Origin of the sequence: Streptomyces sp. NPDC001717 (assembly GCF_042892775.1) — a bacterium.
Lineage (GTDB): Bacteria > Actinomycetota > Actinomycetes > Streptomycetales > Streptomycetaceae > Streptomyces.
This window is the reverse complement of sequence record NZ_JBIAUK010000001.1, coordinates 120,877-139,853: the sequence shown is the minus strand read 5'-3', so window position 1 is coordinate 139,853 and position 18,977 is coordinate 120,877. Positions and strand designations below refer to the sequence as shown.

Genomic DNA, 18,977 nt, shown 5'->3' with positions numbered 1-18,977 from the left:
TCACCCGCCCACTCACCCCAGCGTCAGCGCGGTCTCCGACTCGACGCGGGTCAGCTTCTCCGGGTTGCGCACGTAGTACAGCCCCACGATCCGGCCGTCCTCGACCCGCGCCGCCATGACCCCGTCCAGCTCTCCGTCCACGTGCACGATCAGCGCCGGACTGCCGTTGACCAGGGTGTGGCCGACGGCGATCGGGATCCGGTTCTTGCTGAACCCGCCGATGAAGAAGCGCGACACCTTGTCGGCGCCGACGATCGGCCGCACCGCGGCCTGCTTGATGCCGCCGCCGTCGCTCATCAGGACGACGTCCGGCGCGAGCACGTCCAGGAGGCTCTGGATGTCCCCGCCGTTCGCCGCGGCCCAGAACGAATCCAGAGCCGCCCGCGTCTCGCTCTGGGACACCACCTCGCGCGGACGGCGCGCGTCCACGTGCTTGCGGGCGCGGTGCGCGATCTGCCGCACCGCCGCCGGAGTCTTGTCGACGGCCTCCGCGATCTCCTCGTACCCGACGTCGAAGACCTCGCGCAGGACGAAGACCGCCCGCTCTGTCGGCGACAGCGTCTCCAGCACCAGCATCACCGCCATCGACACGCTCTCGGCGAGCTCGACGTCCTGGGCCACGTCCGGCGTGGTCAGCAGCGGCTCCGGCAGCCATGGCCCGACGTACGACTCCTTGCGGCGCGACATGCTGCGCAGCCGGTTGAGCGCCTGCCGGGTCGTGATCCGCACCAGATACGCACGCCGGTCCCGCACCTGCTCCAGGTCCACCTCGGCCCACCGCAACCAGGTCTCCTGGAGGACGTCCTCGGCATCGGCCGCCGAACCGAGCATCTCGTAGGCGACGGTGAAGAGCAGATTGCGGTGGGCGACGAACGCCTCGGTCGCCTCGTCGACTGCATGATCATTCATGTCTTGATCATCTCTCCCTCGGAGCGACCCGAACTAGCCGATCCGCGTCAGAACCGCTTCCGCCCGCGCACCCTCGGCCGCCGCCGCCCTGGCCCGCACCAGCTCCTGACGCTTGGCGGCGCTCCCCATCCGGTGCAGCTTGTACCCGCCGGGCTTGTGCCCCTCCTCCGCCAGGTGCTTGACGACGCCCTTGCACACGGTCTCCTTCAGCTTCGCGCCCAGCCGGCCGTCGACGTGCGCCCACACCGCGACGTCGGCCTTGTTGGCGAACTGGAAGATGCCGGTACCCCGCCCGAGGCTGACGCACTGCGCGGCGAACGGCTGGTGCAGCTCCTCGGGCCGCTCCCCCGCGATCCGGCTGAGCACCGTGTCGGCGGCCCGCGCACCCATCGGCATCGCGGCCTGGCAGCTCATCCGCAGCGGCTGCCCCGACGGCGCCGCCGAGTCCCCCGCCGCGAAGACGCGGTCGTCGTCGACGCTGGTCAGCGTCTCGTCCGTGAGCAGCCGGCCCAGCGCGTCGGTGCTCAACCCACTCCGCACCGCCAGGTCCGGCACGGCGAACCCGACGGTCCAGACGGTCACCGCGCTCGGCAGCACCCGCCCGTCGGCGAGCTCCACCGCGTCCCGGGTCACCGCCGTCACCTTCGCCCCGTCACCTTCGACCACGCGCACCCCGAGCGCCGCCAGCCGCCCCGCCACCGAACGCCGACCACGGGCGTGCAGGTACGGCCCGAGCACCCCGCCGCACACCAGGGTCACGGCCCGCCCCTGCTCGGCCAGCTCGGCCGCGGTCTCGATCCCGGTGGGCCCGGCCCCGACCACGGTCACGGCCGCGTCCGCGGGCGCCGCGCCGAGCACCGGCAGCAGCCGCTGCACGTCCTCCAGGTTCGCGACGGGGTAACCGAACTCGGCCGCCCCGGGAACCTTCGGGTCCGCGCTCCCGCTGCCCACCGCGTAGACCAGGTAGTCGTAACCGACGGCGTCCCCCGACGCCAGCTCCACGCACCGCCCCGCCGCGTCGATCCGCGTCACGGCGTCCACGACCAGCCGCACCCCGTCCGCCAGCACCTCCCGGAACCCGACGACCGCGTCCCCGGTCCCGGCGGCCAGCTGGTGCAGCCGGATCCGGTGCACGAAGTCCGGACGCGGGTTGACCAGCGTCACGGTCACGTCGTCCCGCTGCGTGAGCCGGTTGGCCGCCATGACCCCGGCGTACCCGCCACCGATCACTACGACGTTCGTGTTGCCGCTCATGGTGTCTCCTAGGTCCGTCCCCATCGGGTCGACCACAAGACACCGCGCTCCCGGCCCCTGTGACAGCACACGGGCGCATGTGACCCGGATCACTCCACGGGCGCCGTCGGGACCATGTGACATTCCGCCATACGTTCGAGTGAACGCCGCCCGAATGGCCTACCGCGCCATGGGTCCGTACCTAAGTTCGGCCACAACACAAACGGCCCCCACCCGGGATGGCACTCCCGGCCGAGGGCCTCACCAACAGGGAAGAAGGACTTCCTCATGGCTGAACAGCACCCTAGCGCCGCCGCGCGCTTCATGGACCTCCAGGACCCGCGTTACGCCTACATGTTCGGCTTCCTGCAAGCCGATGGGCATCTCGCACAGGGCCCGGGGCAGAAGGGCAAGCTCACCGCTGAGATCAACGCGCGAGACATCCACATCCTCCGCGAGTTCCAGCAGCTCACGCCCTACTACAGCTCCATCACGGAGCGCGTCAGGCAAACGAACTTCGCCGAGAGCCACCACTCGGCAACCTGGTGCGTCTCCTCACTGGAAGCGAGGACCATCGTCAACGAACTCGGAATCCCGTACGGCAAGAAGTCCTTGACGATCAAGCCGCCCCGCACGGAGTTCTCCCGCCCCGACTACCTGCGCGGAATCATCGATGCGGACGGCTCCCTCGGCTGGACCGCCCAGGGATGGCCCTTCCTGGCCCTGACATCGGCCAGCACCGCAATCGCCGCCTACCTCTGCCACTACGGCAAGAAGATCACGGGCACCGAACGAACCACCTCCCGCAACACGAGAGACGGCGTCTACAACATCTGCTACTACAAGGAGACGGCCCAGCAGCTCGCCGCGCACTTCTACTACGACGGTTGCCTCGCACTCGCCCACAAGAAGGCGAACGCGGACGCAATCCAAGCCTGGGTGCGCCCTGCTGACATGCGGATCGCCCCGCCGCGACGCCGCTGGACCGTGAAGGACGACCAAGAGCTGCTGCGTCTGAACGACCCGGAGGCGGCCGCCACCTCCCTCGACCGGACGGAGCAGAGCTGCATCATGCGCCTGTGGCGCCTTCGCACCGGACGGGTCTGAGCGAGGGCACAACGAGGGCCCGGACCAGAGATGGTCCGGGCCCTTCGCGTGCGGGCGTCACCCCTTGATGCAGATGACCTGCTTGAGCTTGGCCACGACCTGCACGAGGTCGGTCTGCTGGTCGATGACCTGCTCGATCGACTTGTACGCGCCGGGGATCTCGTCCACGACGCCCGAGTCCTTGCGGCACTCGACGCCCTTGGTCTGCTCCGCCAGGTCGCGCGCGGAGAACCTCTTCTTCGCAGCGGTGCGGCTCATCTTCCGGCCGGCGCCGTGCGAGGCCGAGTTGAAGGACTTCTCGTTGCCGAGGCCCTTCACGATGTACGAGCCTGTGCCCATGGAGCCCGGGATGATCCCGTAGTCGCCGCTGCCCGCACGGATCGCGCCCTTGCGGGTGACCAGCAGGTCCATGCCGTCGTACCGCTCCTCCGCCACGTAGTTGTGGTGGCAGCTGATCTCCTGCTCGAAGGAGACCTTCGCCTTGCGGAACTCACGCCTGATGACCTCCTTGGAGAGGCTCATCATCACGGCGCGGTTGTACTTCGCATATTCCTGCGCCCAGAAGAGGTCGTCCCGGTAGGCCTTCATCTCGGGGGTCGCCGCGAGGAACACCGCAAGGTCGCGGTCGACCAGGTTCTGGTTGTGGGCGAGCCCGCGAGCGACGTTGATGTGGAAGTCCGCCAACTCGTTGCCGATGTTCCGGGATCCGGAGTGCAACATGATCCACACCGAATCGGACATGTCGACACAAAGCTCCCAAAAGTGATTTCCTTGGCCAAGGCTTCCCATTTGCCGCAAAGCCCTGTCCCGCCGGAACTTCACCGCATCCGCGACGTAGTCGAACCGCTCCCACAGGTCCCCGAACCCCCGTTCCGGGAACCCGTACAGCCGCCCGGGATCCACCGCCTCGCGGTGCATCCCCGCCCCCACCGGAATCACCTGCTCGATCCGCGCCCGCAGCTTCGACAGGTCCCCCGGGAGGTCGTTCGCCGTCAGGGAGGTCTTCACCGCCGACATGCCGCAGCCGATGTCCACGCCCACCGCCGCCGGGCAGACCGCGTCCTTCATCGCGATGACCGAGCCGACCGTCGCACCCTTGCCGTAGTGCACGTCCGGCATCACGGCCAGGCCCTTGATCCACGGGAGGCCCGCCGTGTTCTGGAGCTGGCGCATCGCGCTGTCCTCGACCGACGCCGGGTCGGTCCACATCCGGATCGGGACCTTCGCCCCGGGTACCTCTACGTACGACATATGGAATCAATCCCCCGAAAGCCAAAGAAAAGTCGGAAAGCGCAAAAAGCCTCGCTCATGGTCCTGAATGGGACAGGGGACCGGCGTCGGCACCAGCGTGTGCGGTAGACATTGTGTCCATCCGCGTCCGAGTCGCGGCAACGTATTTAAGGGGGCCAGTGGACGTGCAGCGCAAGGCGGCGGTACGGCGAGTCCTGCCCGGCATCGCGATGTTCGCCGCGCTCGCGGCCGGAGCGGGAGTCCTGACCGGGTGCACCGGCGGGGGCGGGAACGGCGGCGGCAGCGACGCCAAGGGCGGCGGGAACCAGGCCGCGCCCGCGCAGCCCGGGAAGTACCGCAGCCTGCCCTCCCCTTGCCGGGCCGGCGTCGAGAGCAAGCGGATCAAGGGGATGTTGCCGGTCCCGGAGACGCTGCCCACCCCGCAGCGCGACCAGTTGTACGCGGGCGTCGCGGACACCTCGTACGACGGCGACCGGCACGTCGGCTGCCGGTGGAACGCGCAGACCCCCGAGGAGACCCGGCTGCTGTCGGTGGTCTTCGAGCGCGTGGTCTCGTACGACCGGTCCGCGACGAGCGACGACGACAAGGCGCGGCAGGTGTACGTGCGCCGGGTGATCGATGCGCACCTGCCCTTCCCCAGCCCCACCACGGCGCCCACGCCGACGCCCACGCCCACGCCGACCCCCTCGCCCGGCGCGGCGACGGCCCCCGCCCCCGGGGCGCCCGCGCCGGGGACGACGGCGGCCGCGACTCCCACTCCGTCCGCCCCCGTCGAGCTCGGGTCGCGGGTGCTGGAGGGGCTCGGGACCGAGGCGTTCATCGAGGACAAGCTGAGCCCCGCCGGGGCCAGCGCGGCGCAGTCGCGGACCGTGCGGATTGTGTTCCGCACCTCGAATGTCATCGTGACGGTGGAGTACAGCGTGCAGCCGGCCCTGCCGGGTGTGGTCCCGCCGAGCGGTGAAACCCAGGACAGGACAAGGCAGTTGGCGCAGGCTCTGGTCGAGCGTTTCAACGAGTGAAGTCGGTTCGCCGCGCCCGTGGGTGACGGCGCGCACAGCATGGAGGCGCCGGGTCGGGCTACCGTTGCTCGGGTTCGCGTCCGAATTAGTCCGACCATCGCACCAGAAGGAAACATGCACCGATCTGCCTCGCGCCTCACCCGCGTTCTCGCCTGCGCAGCCGTCCCGGTGGTCCTCGCCGTCGCCGGTTGCTCCTCCGATTCGGGCAAGGAGTCGAGCTCGGGCAGCAACAAGAAGTCCGGTTCGTCCGCGTCTGCGAAGCCGAGTGGGAAGTCTTCGACCCCCCTGGAGAAGGCGACGTACGCCGCGCTCCCGGACCCCTGCAAGGTGCTCCAGTCGGCGACGCTCGACACGCTCGTCCCGAAGGTGAAGGACAAGAACGGCACGGCTGCCAAGTCGAACGACCTGGCCGGCCGGGCGGGCTGCTCCTGGAACGGCCTGGACGAGGACGGCCTGAAGGGCTCGCAGTACCGCTGGCTCGCGGTGAACTTCTCCCGTTCCGAGTCGCACGCCTCGCTCGGCAGCGCCGACAAGCGCGCCGAGGAGCAGTTCAACAAGCAGGTCGAGCTCGCGAAGGCGACCGAGGGTGCGCAGAACCTGAAGGCCGAGCAGGCGGGTGGCATCGGCGACCAGGGGACGTCGGTCGTGTACTCGGTGAAGAAGGACAACGTCGATTCCTTCAACACGACGATCGTGGCCCGCACGCACAACGTGGTGATCACGCTCGACTACAACGGTGCCGCGTACGAGGGTGCCGGCGCGCCGGACCAGGCGAAGCTCCTCCAGGACGCGATCACGGCGGCCAAGGAGGCCGTGGCCTCGGTGGACACCGCGAACCAGCAGCAGGGCCAGCAGCAGGGCCAGGGCCAGGGTCAGGGGCAGTCGCAGTCGCCGCAGCCCCAGTAGTGACGCTCCGGTAGTAACGGGGCCAGGGGAGCGGTGACTTCCGGTCGGGCTTACGCTGTGCCTGCCGTGGCTCGGTAAAGGCTCGGTAAGTACTGGGAAGTGCTCGACAAGGGGAGGGGATCACGGGTGGCCGCGATGCAGCTGACTCGTACCCACCGGATACTCATCGGTGTCGTGGTCGCCGGCGCCGTGGTCATCGCGGGGATCGGTTTCGCGGGTTCGTACGCCGCGGTGCGCGCCCTGGCGCTGAAGAAGGGCTTCGGCGACTTCTCTCTGGTGTTCCCCATCGGCATCGACATGGGCATCTGTGTCCTGCTGGCGCTCGACCTGTTGCTGACGTGGATCCGGATCCCGTTCCCGCTGCTGCGTCAGACGGCGTGGCTGCTGACGGCGGCGACGATCGCGTTCAACGGTGCGGCGGCGTGGCCGGACCCGCTGGGTGTGGGCATGCACGCGGTGATCCCGATCCTGTTCGTGGTGACGGTGGAGGCGGCCCGGCACGCGGTGGGCCGGATCGCCGACATCACGGCGGACCGGCACATGGAGGGCGTGCGGATCACCCGGTGGCTCCTGTCGCCGGTGCCGACGTTCAAGCTGTGGCGGCGGATGAAGCTGTGGGAGCTGCGTTCGTACGAGCAGGCGGTCGGCATGGAGCAGGACCGGCTGATCTACCAGGCCCGTCTGCAGGCGCGGTACGGGCGCGCCTGGCGGCGCAAGGCCCCGGTGGAGGCGATGATGCCGCTGCGGCTGGCGCGGATCGGCGTGCCGTTGTCGCAGACGGCTCCGGAGGGGCTGGCGGCGGCGGGGATCGAGCCGGCGCTGCTGCCTCCGGTGGAGCAGGGCGGCGAGGCGCAGGCCGCGGTGGAGGCGGGGTCGGCGGGCGCGCCGGCGCTGGAGGCCGGGGCCGGCGATCCCCTGCAGGCCCCGGAGCAGGTGCAGGCGCAGGCCTTCGCGCAGGCCCAGGCACAGGCGCTCGCGCAGGCGCAGGCGCTCGCCTTCGCGCAGGCGCAGGCCCAGCAGCAGGCTTCGATGCAGCCCTCGATGCACGCTCCGGCGGCGTACGCGGTGGATCCGACGGCGATGCCGGCGGCGCACAACAGTGCGTGGTTCGCGGCGCCGTTGGCGCCGCAGGCGGCGTACGAGGGTGGTTACAACCCGCAGTACGTGGAGGGTCTGGAGCCGACTCCGGTCATGCCTCCGGCGGGCCCGGACGAGGAGCAGCTCCCGTACCCGCAGGAGCAGCTGCCGATGCCGGCTCCGAGGCAGGACGGGGCCGCGGAGGCCGCGGGGGCGGCCGACGGGGCGCAGGACGAGACTCCGGACGAGACGGAGTTCGCCGAGGCCGCGTACAAGGTGTTCCGTGCGCTGGTCGACGAGCAGAACGACTTCCCGACGGCGGAGGCGCTCGACATACACCTCGCGGACGGTTACGGGGTGACGCACCCGCGCAGCGGTTCGCTGCTGCGGCGCATGATCCCGTCGTTCAAGCAGCGGTACCAGAAGGACCTGGAGAACGAGCACATCGCGTAGCCGTGTCCGGTGACGCGGGAAGGGCCCGCACCCCCTCGGGGTGCGGGCCCTTCCGTCGTGTCACGGACCTGACGGACCTCAGACGGCGAGCAGCTTGCGCACGCGGTCCGCGCCCACGGCGAGGAGCAGCGTGGGCAGGCGCGGGCCGGTCTCGCGGGTGACGAGGAGCCGGTAGAGGAGCGCGAAGAAGGTGCGCTGGGCGACCTTGAGCTCCGGGGTGGGCTTGGCGTCGGGCTCCAGCCCGGCCATGACCTTGGGGACTCCGTAGACGAGGGTGGTGAGCCCGTCGAGGGACCAGTGCGAGTCGAGTCCGTCGAGGAGCAGGCGGAGCGATGCGCGGCCCTCGTCGTCGAGGGAGGACAGCAGCTCGGTGTCGGGCTCGTCGCGTACGAGGGTGCGCTGGTCGGCGGGGACCTGGGTGGTGATCCAGTTCTCGGCGCGGTCCAGGCGTGGGCGTACCTCGTCGAGGGAGGTGAGCGGCTTGTCCGGCTCCAGGTCGGAGAGGATGCGCAGGGTCTGCTCGTCGTGGCCGGCGGTGATGTCGACGACGGAGGCGAGGGTGCGGTACGGCATCGGGCGCGGGGTGCGCGGGAGCTCGTGGGAGGCGACGCGGACGGCGCGGGCGTGGGCGGCGGCGTCGGCGGGCAGGACGGTGCCGTCGGCGACCTTGGCCTCCAGCTTGTCCCACTCGTCGTAGAGCCGCTGGATCTCCTGGTCGAAGGCGATCTTGAAGGACTGGTTGGGCTTGCGGCGGGCGTAGAGCCAGCGCAGCAGCTGCGGCTCCATGATCTTCAGGGCGTCGGCCGGGGTGGGGACGCCGCCCTTCGAGGAGGACATCTTGGCCATGCCGCTGATGCCGACGAAGGCGTACATCGGGCCGATGGGCTGTTCGCCGCCGAAGATGCCGACGATCTGGCCGCCGACCTGGAAGGAGGAGCCGGGCGAGGAGTGGTCGACGCCGGAGGGCTCGAAGATCACGCCTTCGTAGGCCCAGCGCATGGGCCAGTCGACCTTCCAGACGAGCTTGCCGCGGTTGAACTCGCTGAGCTTGACCGTCTCGGTGAACTCGTCCTCGGTGCAGACGTAGGTCAGCTCGGTCGTCTCGTCGTCGTACGAGGTGACCTTGGTGAAGTCCTTGCCGCATTCGCCGCAGTAGGGCTTGTACGGGAAGTAGCCGCCCTCGGCGCTGCTGCCGTCGTCCTCGGCGGCCGCGCCGGAGCCCTCGGCGGCTTCGAGCTCGGCCTCGTCGACCTGCTTCTGCTGGGGCTTCTTGCCGCCCGGCTTCTGCTTGGTGCGGTACTGGTCGAGGATCGCGTCGATGTCGCCGCGGTGCTTCATCGCGAACAGGACCTGCTCGCGGTAGGTGCCGGCGGTGTACTGCTCGGTCTGGCTGATGGGGTCGTACTCGACGCCCAGCTCGGCCAGGGACTCGACCATGGCGGCCTTGAAGTGCTCGGCCCAGTTCGGGTACGAGGAGCCTTCGGGTGCGGGCACGGCGGTCAGCGGGCGGCCGATGTGCTGTGCGTGCGATTCCTCGGTGACGCCGGGGATGCCCTTGGGGACCTTGCGGTACCGGTCGTAGTCGTCCCAGGAGATGAGGTGGCGGACCTCGTACCCGCGGCGGCGGATCTCGTCGGCGACCAGGTGCGGGGTCATGACCTCGCGGAGGTTGCCGAGGTGGATGGGGCCGGAGGGGGAGAGTCCGGACGCGACGACGACCGCTTTGCCCGGGGCTCGGCGCTCCGATTCGGCGATGACCTCGTCCGCGAAACGGGAGACCCAGTCGGTCTCGGTGCTGCTCTGGGCGCTCTGAGCCACGACACGTCCTTCTATCTCGAATGCTGGCTTTGGCCATTCTCCCAGACGGAACAGGTCGCTCCGGGGTTGCTCCCGACCGGTGATATGCCGCGAAACGTGGAGGCCCCACGTGGGATACTCGGCACTTGTCGGAACAACCAAGTGCACCCACCGGCACAACCTCACAGGAACGGCAGCTCATGGCCTCGGTCCCTTCCCTCGCTTCTTCCGTCCATCAGCGCGTCGCGGACGCCCTCGCCTCGGCCCTGCCGGAGGCCGGTGGCGCCGACCCGCTGCTGCGACGAAGCGACCGGGCCGACTTCCAGGCCAACGGCATCCTGGCGCTCGCGAAGAAGGCGAAGGCCAACCCGCGCGAGCTGGCGACGACCGTGGTCGAGGGCATCCCGACCGGTGACCTGATCCAGGAGATCGAGGTCTCGGGTCCGGGCTTCCTCAACATCACCATCACCGACCGGGCGATCATCGAGACGCTCGCGGCGCGTGCGGGCGACGACCGTCTCGGCGTGCCGCTCGCCGAGAACGCGGGCACGACGGTGATCGACTACGCGCAGCCGAACGTGGCGAAGGAGATGCACGTCGGCCACCTGCGGTCCGCCGTGATCGGCGCGGCGATGGTGGAGATCCTGGAGTTCACGGGCGAGAAGGTGGTACGCCGTCACCACATCGGCGACTGGGGCACCCAGTTCGGCATGCTCATCCAGTACCTGATGGAGCACCCGCACGAGCTGGACCACGAGTCGGAGGGGGAGGCTTCCGGCGAGGAGGCCATGTCCAACCTGAACCGGCTGTACAAGGCCTCGCGCGGGCTCTTCGACTCCGACGAGGAGTTCAAGACGCGGGCCCGGGCGCGGGTCGTGGACCTCCAGGCCGGCGAGCCGGAGACGCTGGCGCTGTGGCAGCGGTTCGTGGACGAGTCGAAGATCTACTTCTACTCGGTCTTCAACAAGCTGGACATGGACATCCAGGACCCGGACGTGGTCGGCGAGTCCGGCTACAACGACATGCTGGTCGAGACGTGCAAGCTGCTGGAGGAGTCGGGCGTCGCCGTCCGCTCCAACGGCGCGCTGTGCGTGTTCTTCGACGACGTCAAGGGCCCGGACGGCAACCCGACGCCGCTGATCGTGCAGAAGTCGGACGGCGGTTTCGGCTACGCGGCGACCGACCTGTCGGCGATCCGCGACCGTGTCGGCGAGCTGGGCGCGACGACCCTGCTGTACGTCGTGGACGCCCGTCAGTCGCTGCACTTCAAGATGGTCTTCGAGACGGCGCGCCGGGCGGGTTGGCTGAACGACGAGGTCAAGGCCGTCCAGCTGGCGTTCGGCACGGTCCTCGGCAAGGACGGCAAGCCGTTCAAGACCCGTGAGGGCGAGACGGTCCGGCTGGTGGACCTGCTGGACGAGGCCGTGGAGCGGGCGACCGCGGTGGTCCGGGAGAAGGACGAGGATCGCGGCCTGCTCACCGAGCAGGAGATCGTCGAGAACGGCGTCCAAGTCGGCATCGGCGCGGTCAAGTACGCGGACCTGTCCACCTCCGCCTCGCGGGACTACAAGTTCGACCTGGACCAGATGGTCTCGCTGACCGGTGACACGTCCGTGTACCTCCAGTACGCGTACGCCCGCATCAAGTCCATCCTGCGCAACGCGGGCGAGCGCCGGCCGGTCGCCCACCCGGAGCTGGAGCTGGCACCGGCCGAGCGCGCGCTGGGCCTGCACCTGGACGGCTTCGGCGAGCTGATCGAGGAGGCCGCGGCGGAGTACGCCCCGCACAAGCTGGCGGCGTACCTCTACCAGCTGTCCTCGTTGTTCACGACCTTCTACACCGCGTGCCCGGTCGTGAAGCCGGAGCCGGAGCTCGTCATCGGCGAGAACCGCCTCTTCCTGTGCGACCTGACCGCCCGCACCCTCGCGAAGGGCATGTCCCTGCTGGGCATCCGCACCCCCGAGAAGCTCTGACCGCCACCGGTACCGCCCGTCGGTACCGGTTCCGGTCGCATCCGACGGCCCCCGTCTCCCCGCCCGGGAGACGGGGGCCGTCGGCGTGCGGGACGACGATCGGACCGGATGCCTGTCCTCGGGGACAGTTGCCACGGAGGCCGCGCCGTGATCCACTCCATGGCGGTCGAAGCTCGTCCGCGTCCGCAATGGCCACGAACCGCCCCCGAAAGAGCGATAGTTCGCCCGAAAGGCATGCCTGATGAAGCTTCGTAACTCCCTGCGCACCGTCGCGGCCGCGGGCCTGGCCCTCGGCGTGGTCGCCGTCGGCACCGGCTCGGCCTCCGCCGCCGAGAAGGACGGCTGGCTCAACGAAGGCGAGCTCGGCCTGTTCTGTTACCAGGACCAGTCGAACTCGGTCTTCGACCTCTACGTGAACGACATCAACTTCTTCAACGACTACTTCACGGGGTCGAGGAGCTGCGCCCAGCAGGTGACGGACGACAACACGGAGTCCTGGTCGAACCGCGACACCTACACGTGGAAGGTGTACACGGGCTCGGGCGGCGCGGGCTACCAGCTCAACCTCGCGGCCGGCGGCCGGGGCAACCTGAACGCGACCTTCTTCAACCAGATCTCCTCGGCCTTCTACTTCTAGGCCCGCGCGAGAAGGTGGCTCCGCCCGTCGTCCACCGGCGGAGCCGCCCCGCGTCGCAGCCATCTCCACGATCCGGAGCCACCATGTTCTCGCCGCACGCCCCGCGCGCCGCTCTGGCTGCCTCCGCAGCCGTACTGGCGCTCCTGCTCACCGGGTGCTCACAGCCGGGCGACGGCAAGGCCGGGCCCGGCGCCGACCCCGACGCCGGCAAGGAACCCGCGATCGGCGCCGTGCCGGCGCTGCTCGAAAGCGGGAGCCTGGCCTTCCCGCTGGCTCCGTACAGCGCGGACAGCCGGCAGATCGCGGTGCTCGACGAGGCGCAGGACGTGCTCATCGACCAGTGCATGCAGCGCTACGGCTTCCGCTACCAGCAACGGCGCAGGGCCGACGCGGTGGCCAAGCAGGACGGGAACCGCCGCTACGGTCTCTCCGACCCGGCCGAGGCGGCCCGGTCCGGCTACGCGAACCCGCGGTTGGGCGGCCCCCCGAAGGCACAGCAACAGTCCCTCGGCCCCAACGAGAAGCTGGTGCTGAACGGCCTGGAGGTGGACCCCTCGCTCCCGGTCCCGATGAGCCAGGAGGAGGCGGAGAAGTCGGACGTGGCGACCACCGTCGTCGGCGGCCAGAAGGTCCCGGCGGGCGGCTGCCTGCGCGAGAGTTCCCTGAAGCTGTTCACGCCCACGAAGGGCACGGTGGACGGCATGGTCGCGCAGGGCTACGGGCTGGAGGCCTACGGCCGCGCCCAGAAGGACAGCCGGGTGGTCGCGGCGACGAAGGCGTGGAGCGAGTGCATGGCGCAGCACGGCTACCCCGGCTTCAACGACCCGACGGGCGGGCCGCCGGGCATCGACGAGTCCGGTCTCGGCAGCCCGCAGGCGATCACCATGGCCACGCAGGACGTGGCGTGCAAGAAGGAAACCAACCTGGTGGGCGTCTGGTACACGGTGGAAGTCGCCTACCAGCAGCGGGCGATCGAGCGGAACGCGGAGACGCTGGACCTGGCGAAGAAGCAGCTGGACGAGCGGATGAAACTGGCGGCGACGCTACAGGCGTCGGGAACCTGACCCACCGCTCGATCCGCCGCGTGCGTCGATGAGTTCGGCCAGGCCGTCGAGCAACCGGGCCAGGGCGAAGCGGAATTGGAAGTCCGGCTCGTCGGAGCCGGTGAACGCGTCGGATTCCAGCAGCCGGGTCACCGCCGGGTGGCTGTCCGGGCCGGTGAGCAGCCGCAGCGTGCGCACGTACTGGCCGACGACCTGGTCCGGTGAGACGCCGCTCTTGAGGATGGCGTCCATCATGTCGGCGGCCATGGTCGCCTCGTTCCGCACGAGGCCGCCGATGAGGATGATCGTCGAGAGCTTCTCGCTCTCCCCCAGGCCGGTGTCCGCGAGGGCGGCGAGACCGCGTTCCATCCAGGCGAGCTGGTTCGGGGTGGCCGGAGGGGCGGTGATCGGGATGCGCAGGATCCACGGGTTGGCCATGAGGACGGCACGCTGCGCGTAGGCCCAGTCCGACAGGAGCTGCCGCCAGGCGCGAGCGTCCGTGTCCTGTGAGAGCGGCGGCGGCGTGCCGACTCCCGCGTCCGACATCAGGATGTACAGCTCTTCCTTGGCCGCGACGTACCGGTAGAGGGACATCGTCGAGACGCCGAGTTCCTTGGCCACCCGCCCCATGGAGACGGCGTCCATCCCCTCCGTGGCGGCGAGCGCGACGGCCGCCTCCACGATCCGCGGGACGGTGAGGGTGGGGCGCGGGCCCTTGCCGGGGCGCTCGCGCAGGCCCCAGGCCATCTCCAGACTCGCCGGAAGCCCGGTGCCGTCCGCCGCCGCCGCTTCGTCCTGGTCCGCCATGGCCGGCCTCCTCCCGATCTCCGTCCGCCCCGCCGTACGCCCGTACGCCGTTGACCCACATCCTAGTTCTGTGTATTACTTACGCAGTAGCGTGTAACCCATACGCAGAAGGGAGCGTGGTCCGTCATGACCACGTACGACCCCGGCACGACCCGCGGCAAGGTCCGCGGCACCGACGTCGGCCCGGACCTCGGCATCCACGTCACCGGCCTGACCAAGTCCTACGGCGCCCTGCGCGTCCTCGACGGGATCGACCTCGCCGTCCCCCGCGGCAGCGTCCTCGCCCTCCTCGGCCCCAACGGCGCCGGGAAGACCACCACCGTCCGGATCCTCGCCACCCTCACCGAGCCCGACGCCGGCACCGCTCGGGTCGCGGGACACGACACGGCCTCCGCGCGGTCGCTCGTACGCCGCTCCATCAGCCTGACCGGGCAGTTCGCGGCCGTCGACGCACTCCAGAGCGGCGCCGAGACGCTCCGCATGATGGGCCGCCTCCGGGGGCTGGGGCCGCGCGCGGCCCGCGCCCGGGCCGACGAACTGCTCGACCGCTTCGGCCTCACCGAGGCCGGCGCGCGCACGGCGAAGACGTACTCGGGGGGCATGCGGCGGCGCCTCGACCTCGCCGCGAGCCTGGTCTCCCGACCCGAGGTGATCTTCCTGGACGAGCCGACGACCGGCCTCGACCCGCGCAGCCGCCAGGACCTGTGGGACCTCGTACGGGAACTGCGCACGGACGGCACGACCGTGCTGCTCACCACCCAGTACCTGGAGGAGGCCGACCGGCTCGCCGACCGCGTCGCCGTCCTCGCGGACGGGCGCATCGCCGCCGAGGGCACGCCCGCCGAGCTCAAGTCCCGTGTCGACGGACACCGGTTGGACCTCACGCTCACCGACCGGGCCGCCTACGAGGCGCTGGCCCCGCGCGCCGTCCACCTCGACCCGCAGGAGCTGACCCTGGGCCTCGCCACCGACGGGAGCGCCGCGCACGTACGGGCGCTGCTCGACGAACTGGACCCGGACCGCACCGCCGTCGACCGCTTCGCCGTACGCACCGCCACCCTCGACGACGTGTTCCTCGCCCTGACGGGAGCCGACCGATGACCGCCGCCACCCACGCCCTGTCCCTGGCGGGCCGCAGCCTGCGCATCAGCCGCCGCAGCCCCGACGCGCTGATCGCCGCGCTGATGCTGCCCGTGATGCTGATGCTGATCTTCGTCTACTTCTTCGGCGGTGCCATCGACACCGGGACCGAGTACGTGACGTACGTGGTTCCCGGCGCGATGCTGCTGTGCGCGGGCTTCGGCGCGGCGAGCACCGCCGTCAGCGTCGCGGACGACATGAAGAACGGGGTCGTCGACCGCTTCCGCTCCCTGGACATCGGCGGCGTCCCGATCCTGGCCGGACACGTGGCGGCCTCCGTCCTGCGGAACCTGCTGTCGACCACCCTCGTGCTCGCCGTCGCCCTCGCCATCGGCTTCCGGCCCCAGGCCGGACCGTCCGCCTTCCTGGCGGCGGCCGGGCTGCTGTTCGCGTACATCACGGCGATCTCGTGGCTGGCCGCCGTCCTCGGGCTGCTCGCCAAGTCGGCGGAGGCGGCGGGCGGGTTCACCTTCCTGATGATGTTCCTGCCGTACCCGTCCAGCGCCTTCGTGCCCATCGCGACGATGCCGGGCTGGCTGCACGGCTTCGCCGAGCACCAGCCGCTGACCCCGGTGATCGAATCCCTGCGCGCGCTGCTGCTGGCGCAGCCTGCGGGGAACACCCCCTGGGTGGCCCTGACCTGGTGCGCGGGCATCACGGCGACGGCCGTGGCGCTGTCCGGCGCCCTGTTCCGCAGCCGGACCCGCTGACGGGCCCGCCGACGGGCCCGCGCGGGGCGGAGTCCGTCAGCAGGCCCGTCCGCTCAGCGATTGAGCGGATAGGAATGACGGCCGGTGGCTTCGTCGATCTCGCTGTGGGCCTTCTGCAGCATCTGCGACGCGATATCCATGAGCGCCCGAGCGCCCGCGATCTCCTCCCCGACCCTCAACTGCTCCGGGTCGGAGGGGTGGCGCAGGGCATACCCACGCGCCTTGATCTCGGAGCCGTCCCCGAGCCTGACCAGGGCCGCCGCACTGGTGCGGTGGCCCTCCTCGGTGAATTCGAGTTCCACATGCCACCCGACGAGTGTGGCCATGGTGCATCACCTCCAGGGGGTCACCCTGCTTCCAGGGTGCGCCCGGGTGGTGCGGATCGCGAGCGGGACCTCTACCCCCGCTTCCCCACCTGCGACCTGACCGCGCCCATGCTCGCCGCGATGACCAGGGCGATGGCCAGGGCGTCCAGGGCCGACATCGCCTGGTTCAGGACGAGGAAGCCCGCCGTGGCCGCGATGGCCGGCTCCAGGCTCATCAGGATCGCGAAGGTGGGGGCCGGCAGCTTGCGCAGGGCCAGGAGTTCGAGGGTGTACGGCAGGACGGAGGACAGTACGGCCACCCCGACGCCCAGGGCGAGGGTGCTCGGGCGCAGCAGGTCCGAACCCGCTTCGAAGACGCCGAGCGGCAGCGAGATCACGGCGGCCACCGCCATCGCCAGGGCGAGTCCGTCGGCCTGTGGGAAGCGGCGGCCGGTACGGGCGCTGAAGACGATGTACGCGGCCCACATCGCGCCCGCCCCCAGGGCGAAGCCGGCGCCCAGCGGGTCGAGGCCGCCGAAGCCGCCTCCGCCGTGGCCGGCGAGGAGGACGACGCCCGCGAGGGCGAGACCCGCCCACAGGAGGTTGACCAGGCGGCGCGAGACGAGGACGGAGAGGGCCAGCGGGCCCAGCACTTCGAGGGTGACGGCGGGGCCGAGCGGGATGCGGTCGACGGCCTGGTAGAAGAGGCCGTTCATGCCGGCCATGGCGATGCCGAAGGCGGTCACGGTGCGCCAGTCGGAGCGCGAGTAGCCGCGCAGCCTGGGCCGGCACAGGAGCAGCAGCACGAGCGCGGCGGCGGCGAGGCGCAGGGTGACCACGCCGGCCGCTCCGACCCTGGGCATGACCATGACCGCGAGGGCGGCGCCGAACTGCACCGAGATGCCCGCCGAGATCACCAGCGCGACCGGCCCGAAGCGGGCCGCCCCACCACGAGCGGCGCCCGGCGCGGCAGCCGCGGCGGGCGCGGCCGCCCGGGTGGTGGGCGTCGTGGGGCTGGAGGAGGGCGCGGGCGCGGTCATCTTCCCAGGGTAGACGGGGGTAAGGAGTGCTGCCGCGTGTGTTTCCTTACATGTGTTCGGTGAGCGGTACCGGGCCGGGTGGTGCGCGTGTGATGTGTTGCGCGCCGTAGTCGTGGCATAACGCCGCGAAACACCGCCGACCGTCCGCCACGGCGTCTCACCGGGTGGACGCGGCGCGGTGGCGCCCACCTGGACCCGATACGCTCCGCCCGTGGCTGAGATCCAGATTCCCGCTGACATCAAGCCCGCCGACGGACGCTTCGGCGCGGGCCCCTCCAAGGTGCGGACCGAGGCGCTGGACGCCCTCGCCGCCACCGGTACCTCCCTGCTCGGAACCTCCCACCGCCAGGCCCCGGTCAAGAACCTGGTCGGCTCGGTGCGCCAGGGCCTCCGGGACCTCTTCTCCCTCCCCGAGGGCTACGAGGTGATCCTGGGCAACGGCGGCTCCACCGCCTTCTGGGACATCGCGACCGCCGGTCTGATCGAGCGGAAGTCCCAGCACCTCACCTTCGGCGAGTTCTCCTCCAAGTTCGCCAAGGCCGCGAAGCTCGCGCCGTGGCTGGACGAGCCCTCGGTGATCTCCTCCGAGCCGGGCACGCACCCCGAGCCGGTCGCCGAGGCGGGCGTGGACGTGTACGCGTACACGCACAACGAGACCTCGACGGGTGTCGCGGCGCCGATCAAGCGCGTCGCGGGCGCCGACGCCGGTTCGCTCGTCCTGGTGGACGCGACCTCCGGTGCGGGCGGTCTGCCGGTGGACATCACCGAGACCGACGTCTACTACTTCGCCCCGCAGAAGTCCTTCGCCTCGGACGGCGGCCTGTGGCTGGCCGCGTTCTCCCCGGCCGCCCTGGAGCGCGCCGCCCGCGTGCACGCGTCGGGCCGGCACATCCCGGAGTTCTTCTCGCTGCCGACGGCGATCGACAACTCGCTGAAGAACCAGACGTACAACACCCCGGCGCTGAGCACCCTCTTCCTGCTGAACCAGCAGCTGGAGTGGATGAACGGCCAGGGCGGTCTGGAGTTCACCACCGGTCGCACGGCCGCCAGCGCGCGCAACCTGTACGGCTGGGCGGAGGCCTCGAAGTACGCGAGCCCGTTCGTCGCGGACGCCGACAAGCGCTCGGCGGTCATCGGCACGATCGACTTCTCGGACGACATCGACGCGGCGGCCGTCGCGAAGGTGCTGCGCGCCAACGGAATCGTGGACACCGAGCCGTACCGCAAGCTCGGCCGCAACCAGCTGCGCATCGCGATGTTCCCGGCGATCGACCCGGCGGACGTGCAGGCGCTGACCGCGTGCATCGACTACGTCATCGAGCAGCTCTGACCCGACCGGCCCGACCGGTGAACCGGTAGAGCGGAGCGGAACCCCCGGCGACCACCTGGTCGCCGGGGGTTCCGTGCGTCGGGCCGGGACCTTGGTCCCAAAAATCGGGGCAAAGAGCCCCTAAACGGAGTATCTCCACACCTCGCCCCGCCTGCGGCCCTACCGCTCGGGACCTTCGGCGGGCGCCGCCCCGGCGCCGACCGCCGCCGCAACCGCACGCCCAGGATGTCCCTCATGTCT

The 18,977-nt window shown here is 70.5% G+C and carries 17 protein-coding genes; 10 read left to right on the top strand and 7 right to left on the bottom strand.

Annotated features, from left to right (window positions below; translation table 11 throughout):
* Positions 1-12: 12 nt before the first annotated feature.
* Together ACFYZL_RS00690 and ACFYZL_RS00685 are read right to left on the bottom strand one after the other, a co-directional pair.
* On the bottom strand, positions 13-909 hold the full coding sequence (locus ACFYZL_RS00690; protein ID WP_384745824.1) for an RNA polymerase sigma-70 factor: 897 nt from the start codon (positions 907-909) through the stop codon (positions 13-15).
* A gap of 33 nt (positions 910-942) precedes the next feature.
* Positions 943-2,163, bottom strand: coding sequence for an NAD(P)/FAD-dependent oxidoreductase (locus ACFYZL_RS00685; protein ID WP_388674932.1), 1,221 nt, complete (start codon positions 2,161-2,163; stop codon positions 943-945).
* Between the two features lie 267 nt (positions 2,164-2,430).
* On the opposite strand from ACFYZL_RS00685, the gene ACFYZL_RS00680 reads away from it, so the two are divergent.
* Positions 2,431-3,249 (top strand): hypothetical protein, encoded by an 819-nt coding sequence (locus tag ACFYZL_RS00680; RefSeq protein WP_388674929.1) that lies wholly within the window; start codon positions 2,431-2,433, stop codon positions 3,247-3,249.
* 57 nt (positions 3,250-3,306) lie between these two features.
* Here ACFYZL_RS00680 and ACFYZL_RS00675 read toward each other — a convergent pair whose 3' ends face one another.
* Positions 3,307-4,500: an RtcB family protein gene (locus tag ACFYZL_RS00675; RefSeq protein WP_388674927.1), complete on the bottom strand. Its 1,194-nt coding sequence runs from the start codon at positions 4,498-4,500 to the stop codon at positions 3,307-3,309.
* A 158-nt stretch (positions 4,501-4,658) separates the two neighbouring features.
* On the opposite strand from ACFYZL_RS00675, the gene ACFYZL_RS00670 reads away from it, so the two are divergent.
* The 3 genes from ACFYZL_RS00670 (at position 4,659) to ACFYZL_RS00660 (ending at position 7,955) form a co-directional block, all read left to right on the top strand.
* The gene (locus tag ACFYZL_RS00670) at positions 4,659-5,519 is read left to right on the top strand and encodes a DUF3558 domain-containing protein (RefSeq protein ID WP_384745819.1); all 861 of its coding nucleotides are present in this window, start codon (positions 4,659-4,661) and stop codon (positions 5,517-5,519) included.
* A gap of 114 nt (positions 5,520-5,633) precedes the next feature.
* Positions 5,634-6,425 (top strand): DUF3558 family protein, encoded by a 792-nt coding sequence (locus ACFYZL_RS00665; RefSeq protein ID WP_384745818.1) that lies wholly within the window; start codon positions 5,634-5,636, stop codon positions 6,423-6,425.
* A gap of 126 nt (positions 6,426-6,551) precedes the next feature.
* Positions 6,552-7,955: a DUF2637 domain-containing protein gene (locus ACFYZL_RS00660; RefSeq protein ID WP_388674922.1), complete on the top strand. Its 1,404-nt coding sequence runs from the start codon at positions 6,552-6,554 to the stop codon at positions 7,953-7,955.
* Between the two features lie 78 nt (positions 7,956-8,033).
* Here ACFYZL_RS00660 and lysS read toward each other — a convergent pair whose 3' ends face one another.
* Positions 8,034-9,773, bottom strand: coding sequence for a lysine--tRNA ligase (gene lysS / locus ACFYZL_RS00655; RefSeq protein ID WP_384752312.1), 1,740 nt, complete (start codon positions 9,771-9,773; stop codon positions 8,034-8,036).
* A 179-nt stretch (positions 9,774-9,952) separates the two neighbouring features.
* Between lysS and argS the strand changes: the two genes are divergently transcribed.
* The 3 genes from argS to ACFYZL_RS00640 all read left to right on the top strand — a co-directional run bounded on the left by argS (position 9,953) and on the right by ACFYZL_RS00640 (position 13,426).
* Complete coding sequence (argS, locus tag ACFYZL_RS00650) at positions 9,953-11,725, top strand: arginine--tRNA ligase (protein WP_388674918.1); 1,773 nt, start codon at positions 9,953-9,955, stop codon at positions 11,723-11,725.
* A gap of 241 nt (positions 11,726-11,966) precedes the next feature.
* The gene (locus ACFYZL_RS00645; RefSeq protein WP_384752306.1) at positions 11,967-12,362 is read left to right on the top strand and encodes a hypothetical protein; all 396 of its coding nucleotides are present in this window, start codon (positions 11,967-11,969) and stop codon (positions 12,360-12,362) included.
* Positions 12,363-12,445: 83 nt separating this feature from the next.
* Positions 12,446-13,426: a hypothetical protein gene (locus tag ACFYZL_RS00640; RefSeq protein ID WP_384752303.1), complete on the top strand. Its 981-nt coding sequence runs from the start codon at positions 12,446-12,448 to the stop codon at positions 13,424-13,426.
* Here ACFYZL_RS00640 and ACFYZL_RS00635 read toward each other — a convergent pair.
* Positions 13,406-14,212: a TetR/AcrR family transcriptional regulator gene (locus tag ACFYZL_RS00635; protein WP_384752300.1), complete on the bottom strand. Its 807-nt coding sequence runs from the start codon at positions 14,210-14,212 to the stop codon at positions 13,406-13,408. The two genes, ACFYZL_RS00640 and ACFYZL_RS00635, sit on opposite strands and share 21 nt — an antisense overlap.
* A gap of 126 nt (positions 14,213-14,338) precedes the next feature.
* Here ACFYZL_RS00635 and ACFYZL_RS00630 point away from each other — a divergent pair, with 126 nt between their 5' ends.
* Positions 14,339-15,313, top strand: a complete 975-nt coding sequence (locus ACFYZL_RS00630) for an ATP-binding cassette domain-containing protein (RefSeq protein ID WP_384752297.1) — start codon at positions 14,339-14,341, stop codon at positions 15,311-15,313.
* On the top strand, positions 15,310-16,062 hold the full coding sequence (locus ACFYZL_RS00625) for an ABC transporter permease (RefSeq protein ID WP_384752295.1): 753 nt from the start codon (positions 15,310-15,312) through the stop codon (positions 16,060-16,062). The genes ACFYZL_RS00630 and ACFYZL_RS00625 overlap by 4 nt, the downstream gene beginning before the upstream one ends.
* A gap of 53 nt (positions 16,063-16,115) precedes the next feature.
* On the opposite strand, the gene ACFYZL_RS00620 is transcribed toward ACFYZL_RS00625, so the two are convergent.
* Positions 16,116-16,388 (bottom strand): DUF1876 domain-containing protein, encoded by a 273-nt coding sequence (locus tag ACFYZL_RS00620; protein WP_384752292.1) that lies wholly within the window; start codon positions 16,386-16,388, stop codon positions 16,116-16,118.
* Positions 16,389-16,459: 71 nt separating this feature from the next.
* On the bottom strand, positions 16,460-17,407 hold the full coding sequence (locus ACFYZL_RS00615; RefSeq protein ID WP_384752289.1) for a DMT family transporter: 948 nt from the start codon (positions 17,405-17,407) through the stop codon (positions 16,460-16,462).
* A gap of 211 nt (positions 17,408-17,618) precedes the next feature.
* On the opposite strand from ACFYZL_RS00615, the gene serC reads away from it, so the two are divergent.
* Positions 17,619-18,737: a phosphoserine transaminase gene (gene serC, locus ACFYZL_RS00610; RefSeq protein WP_384752285.1), complete on the top strand. Its 1,119-nt coding sequence runs from the start codon at positions 17,619-17,621 to the stop codon at positions 18,735-18,737.
* Positions 18,738-18,977: the final 240 nt, after the last annotated feature.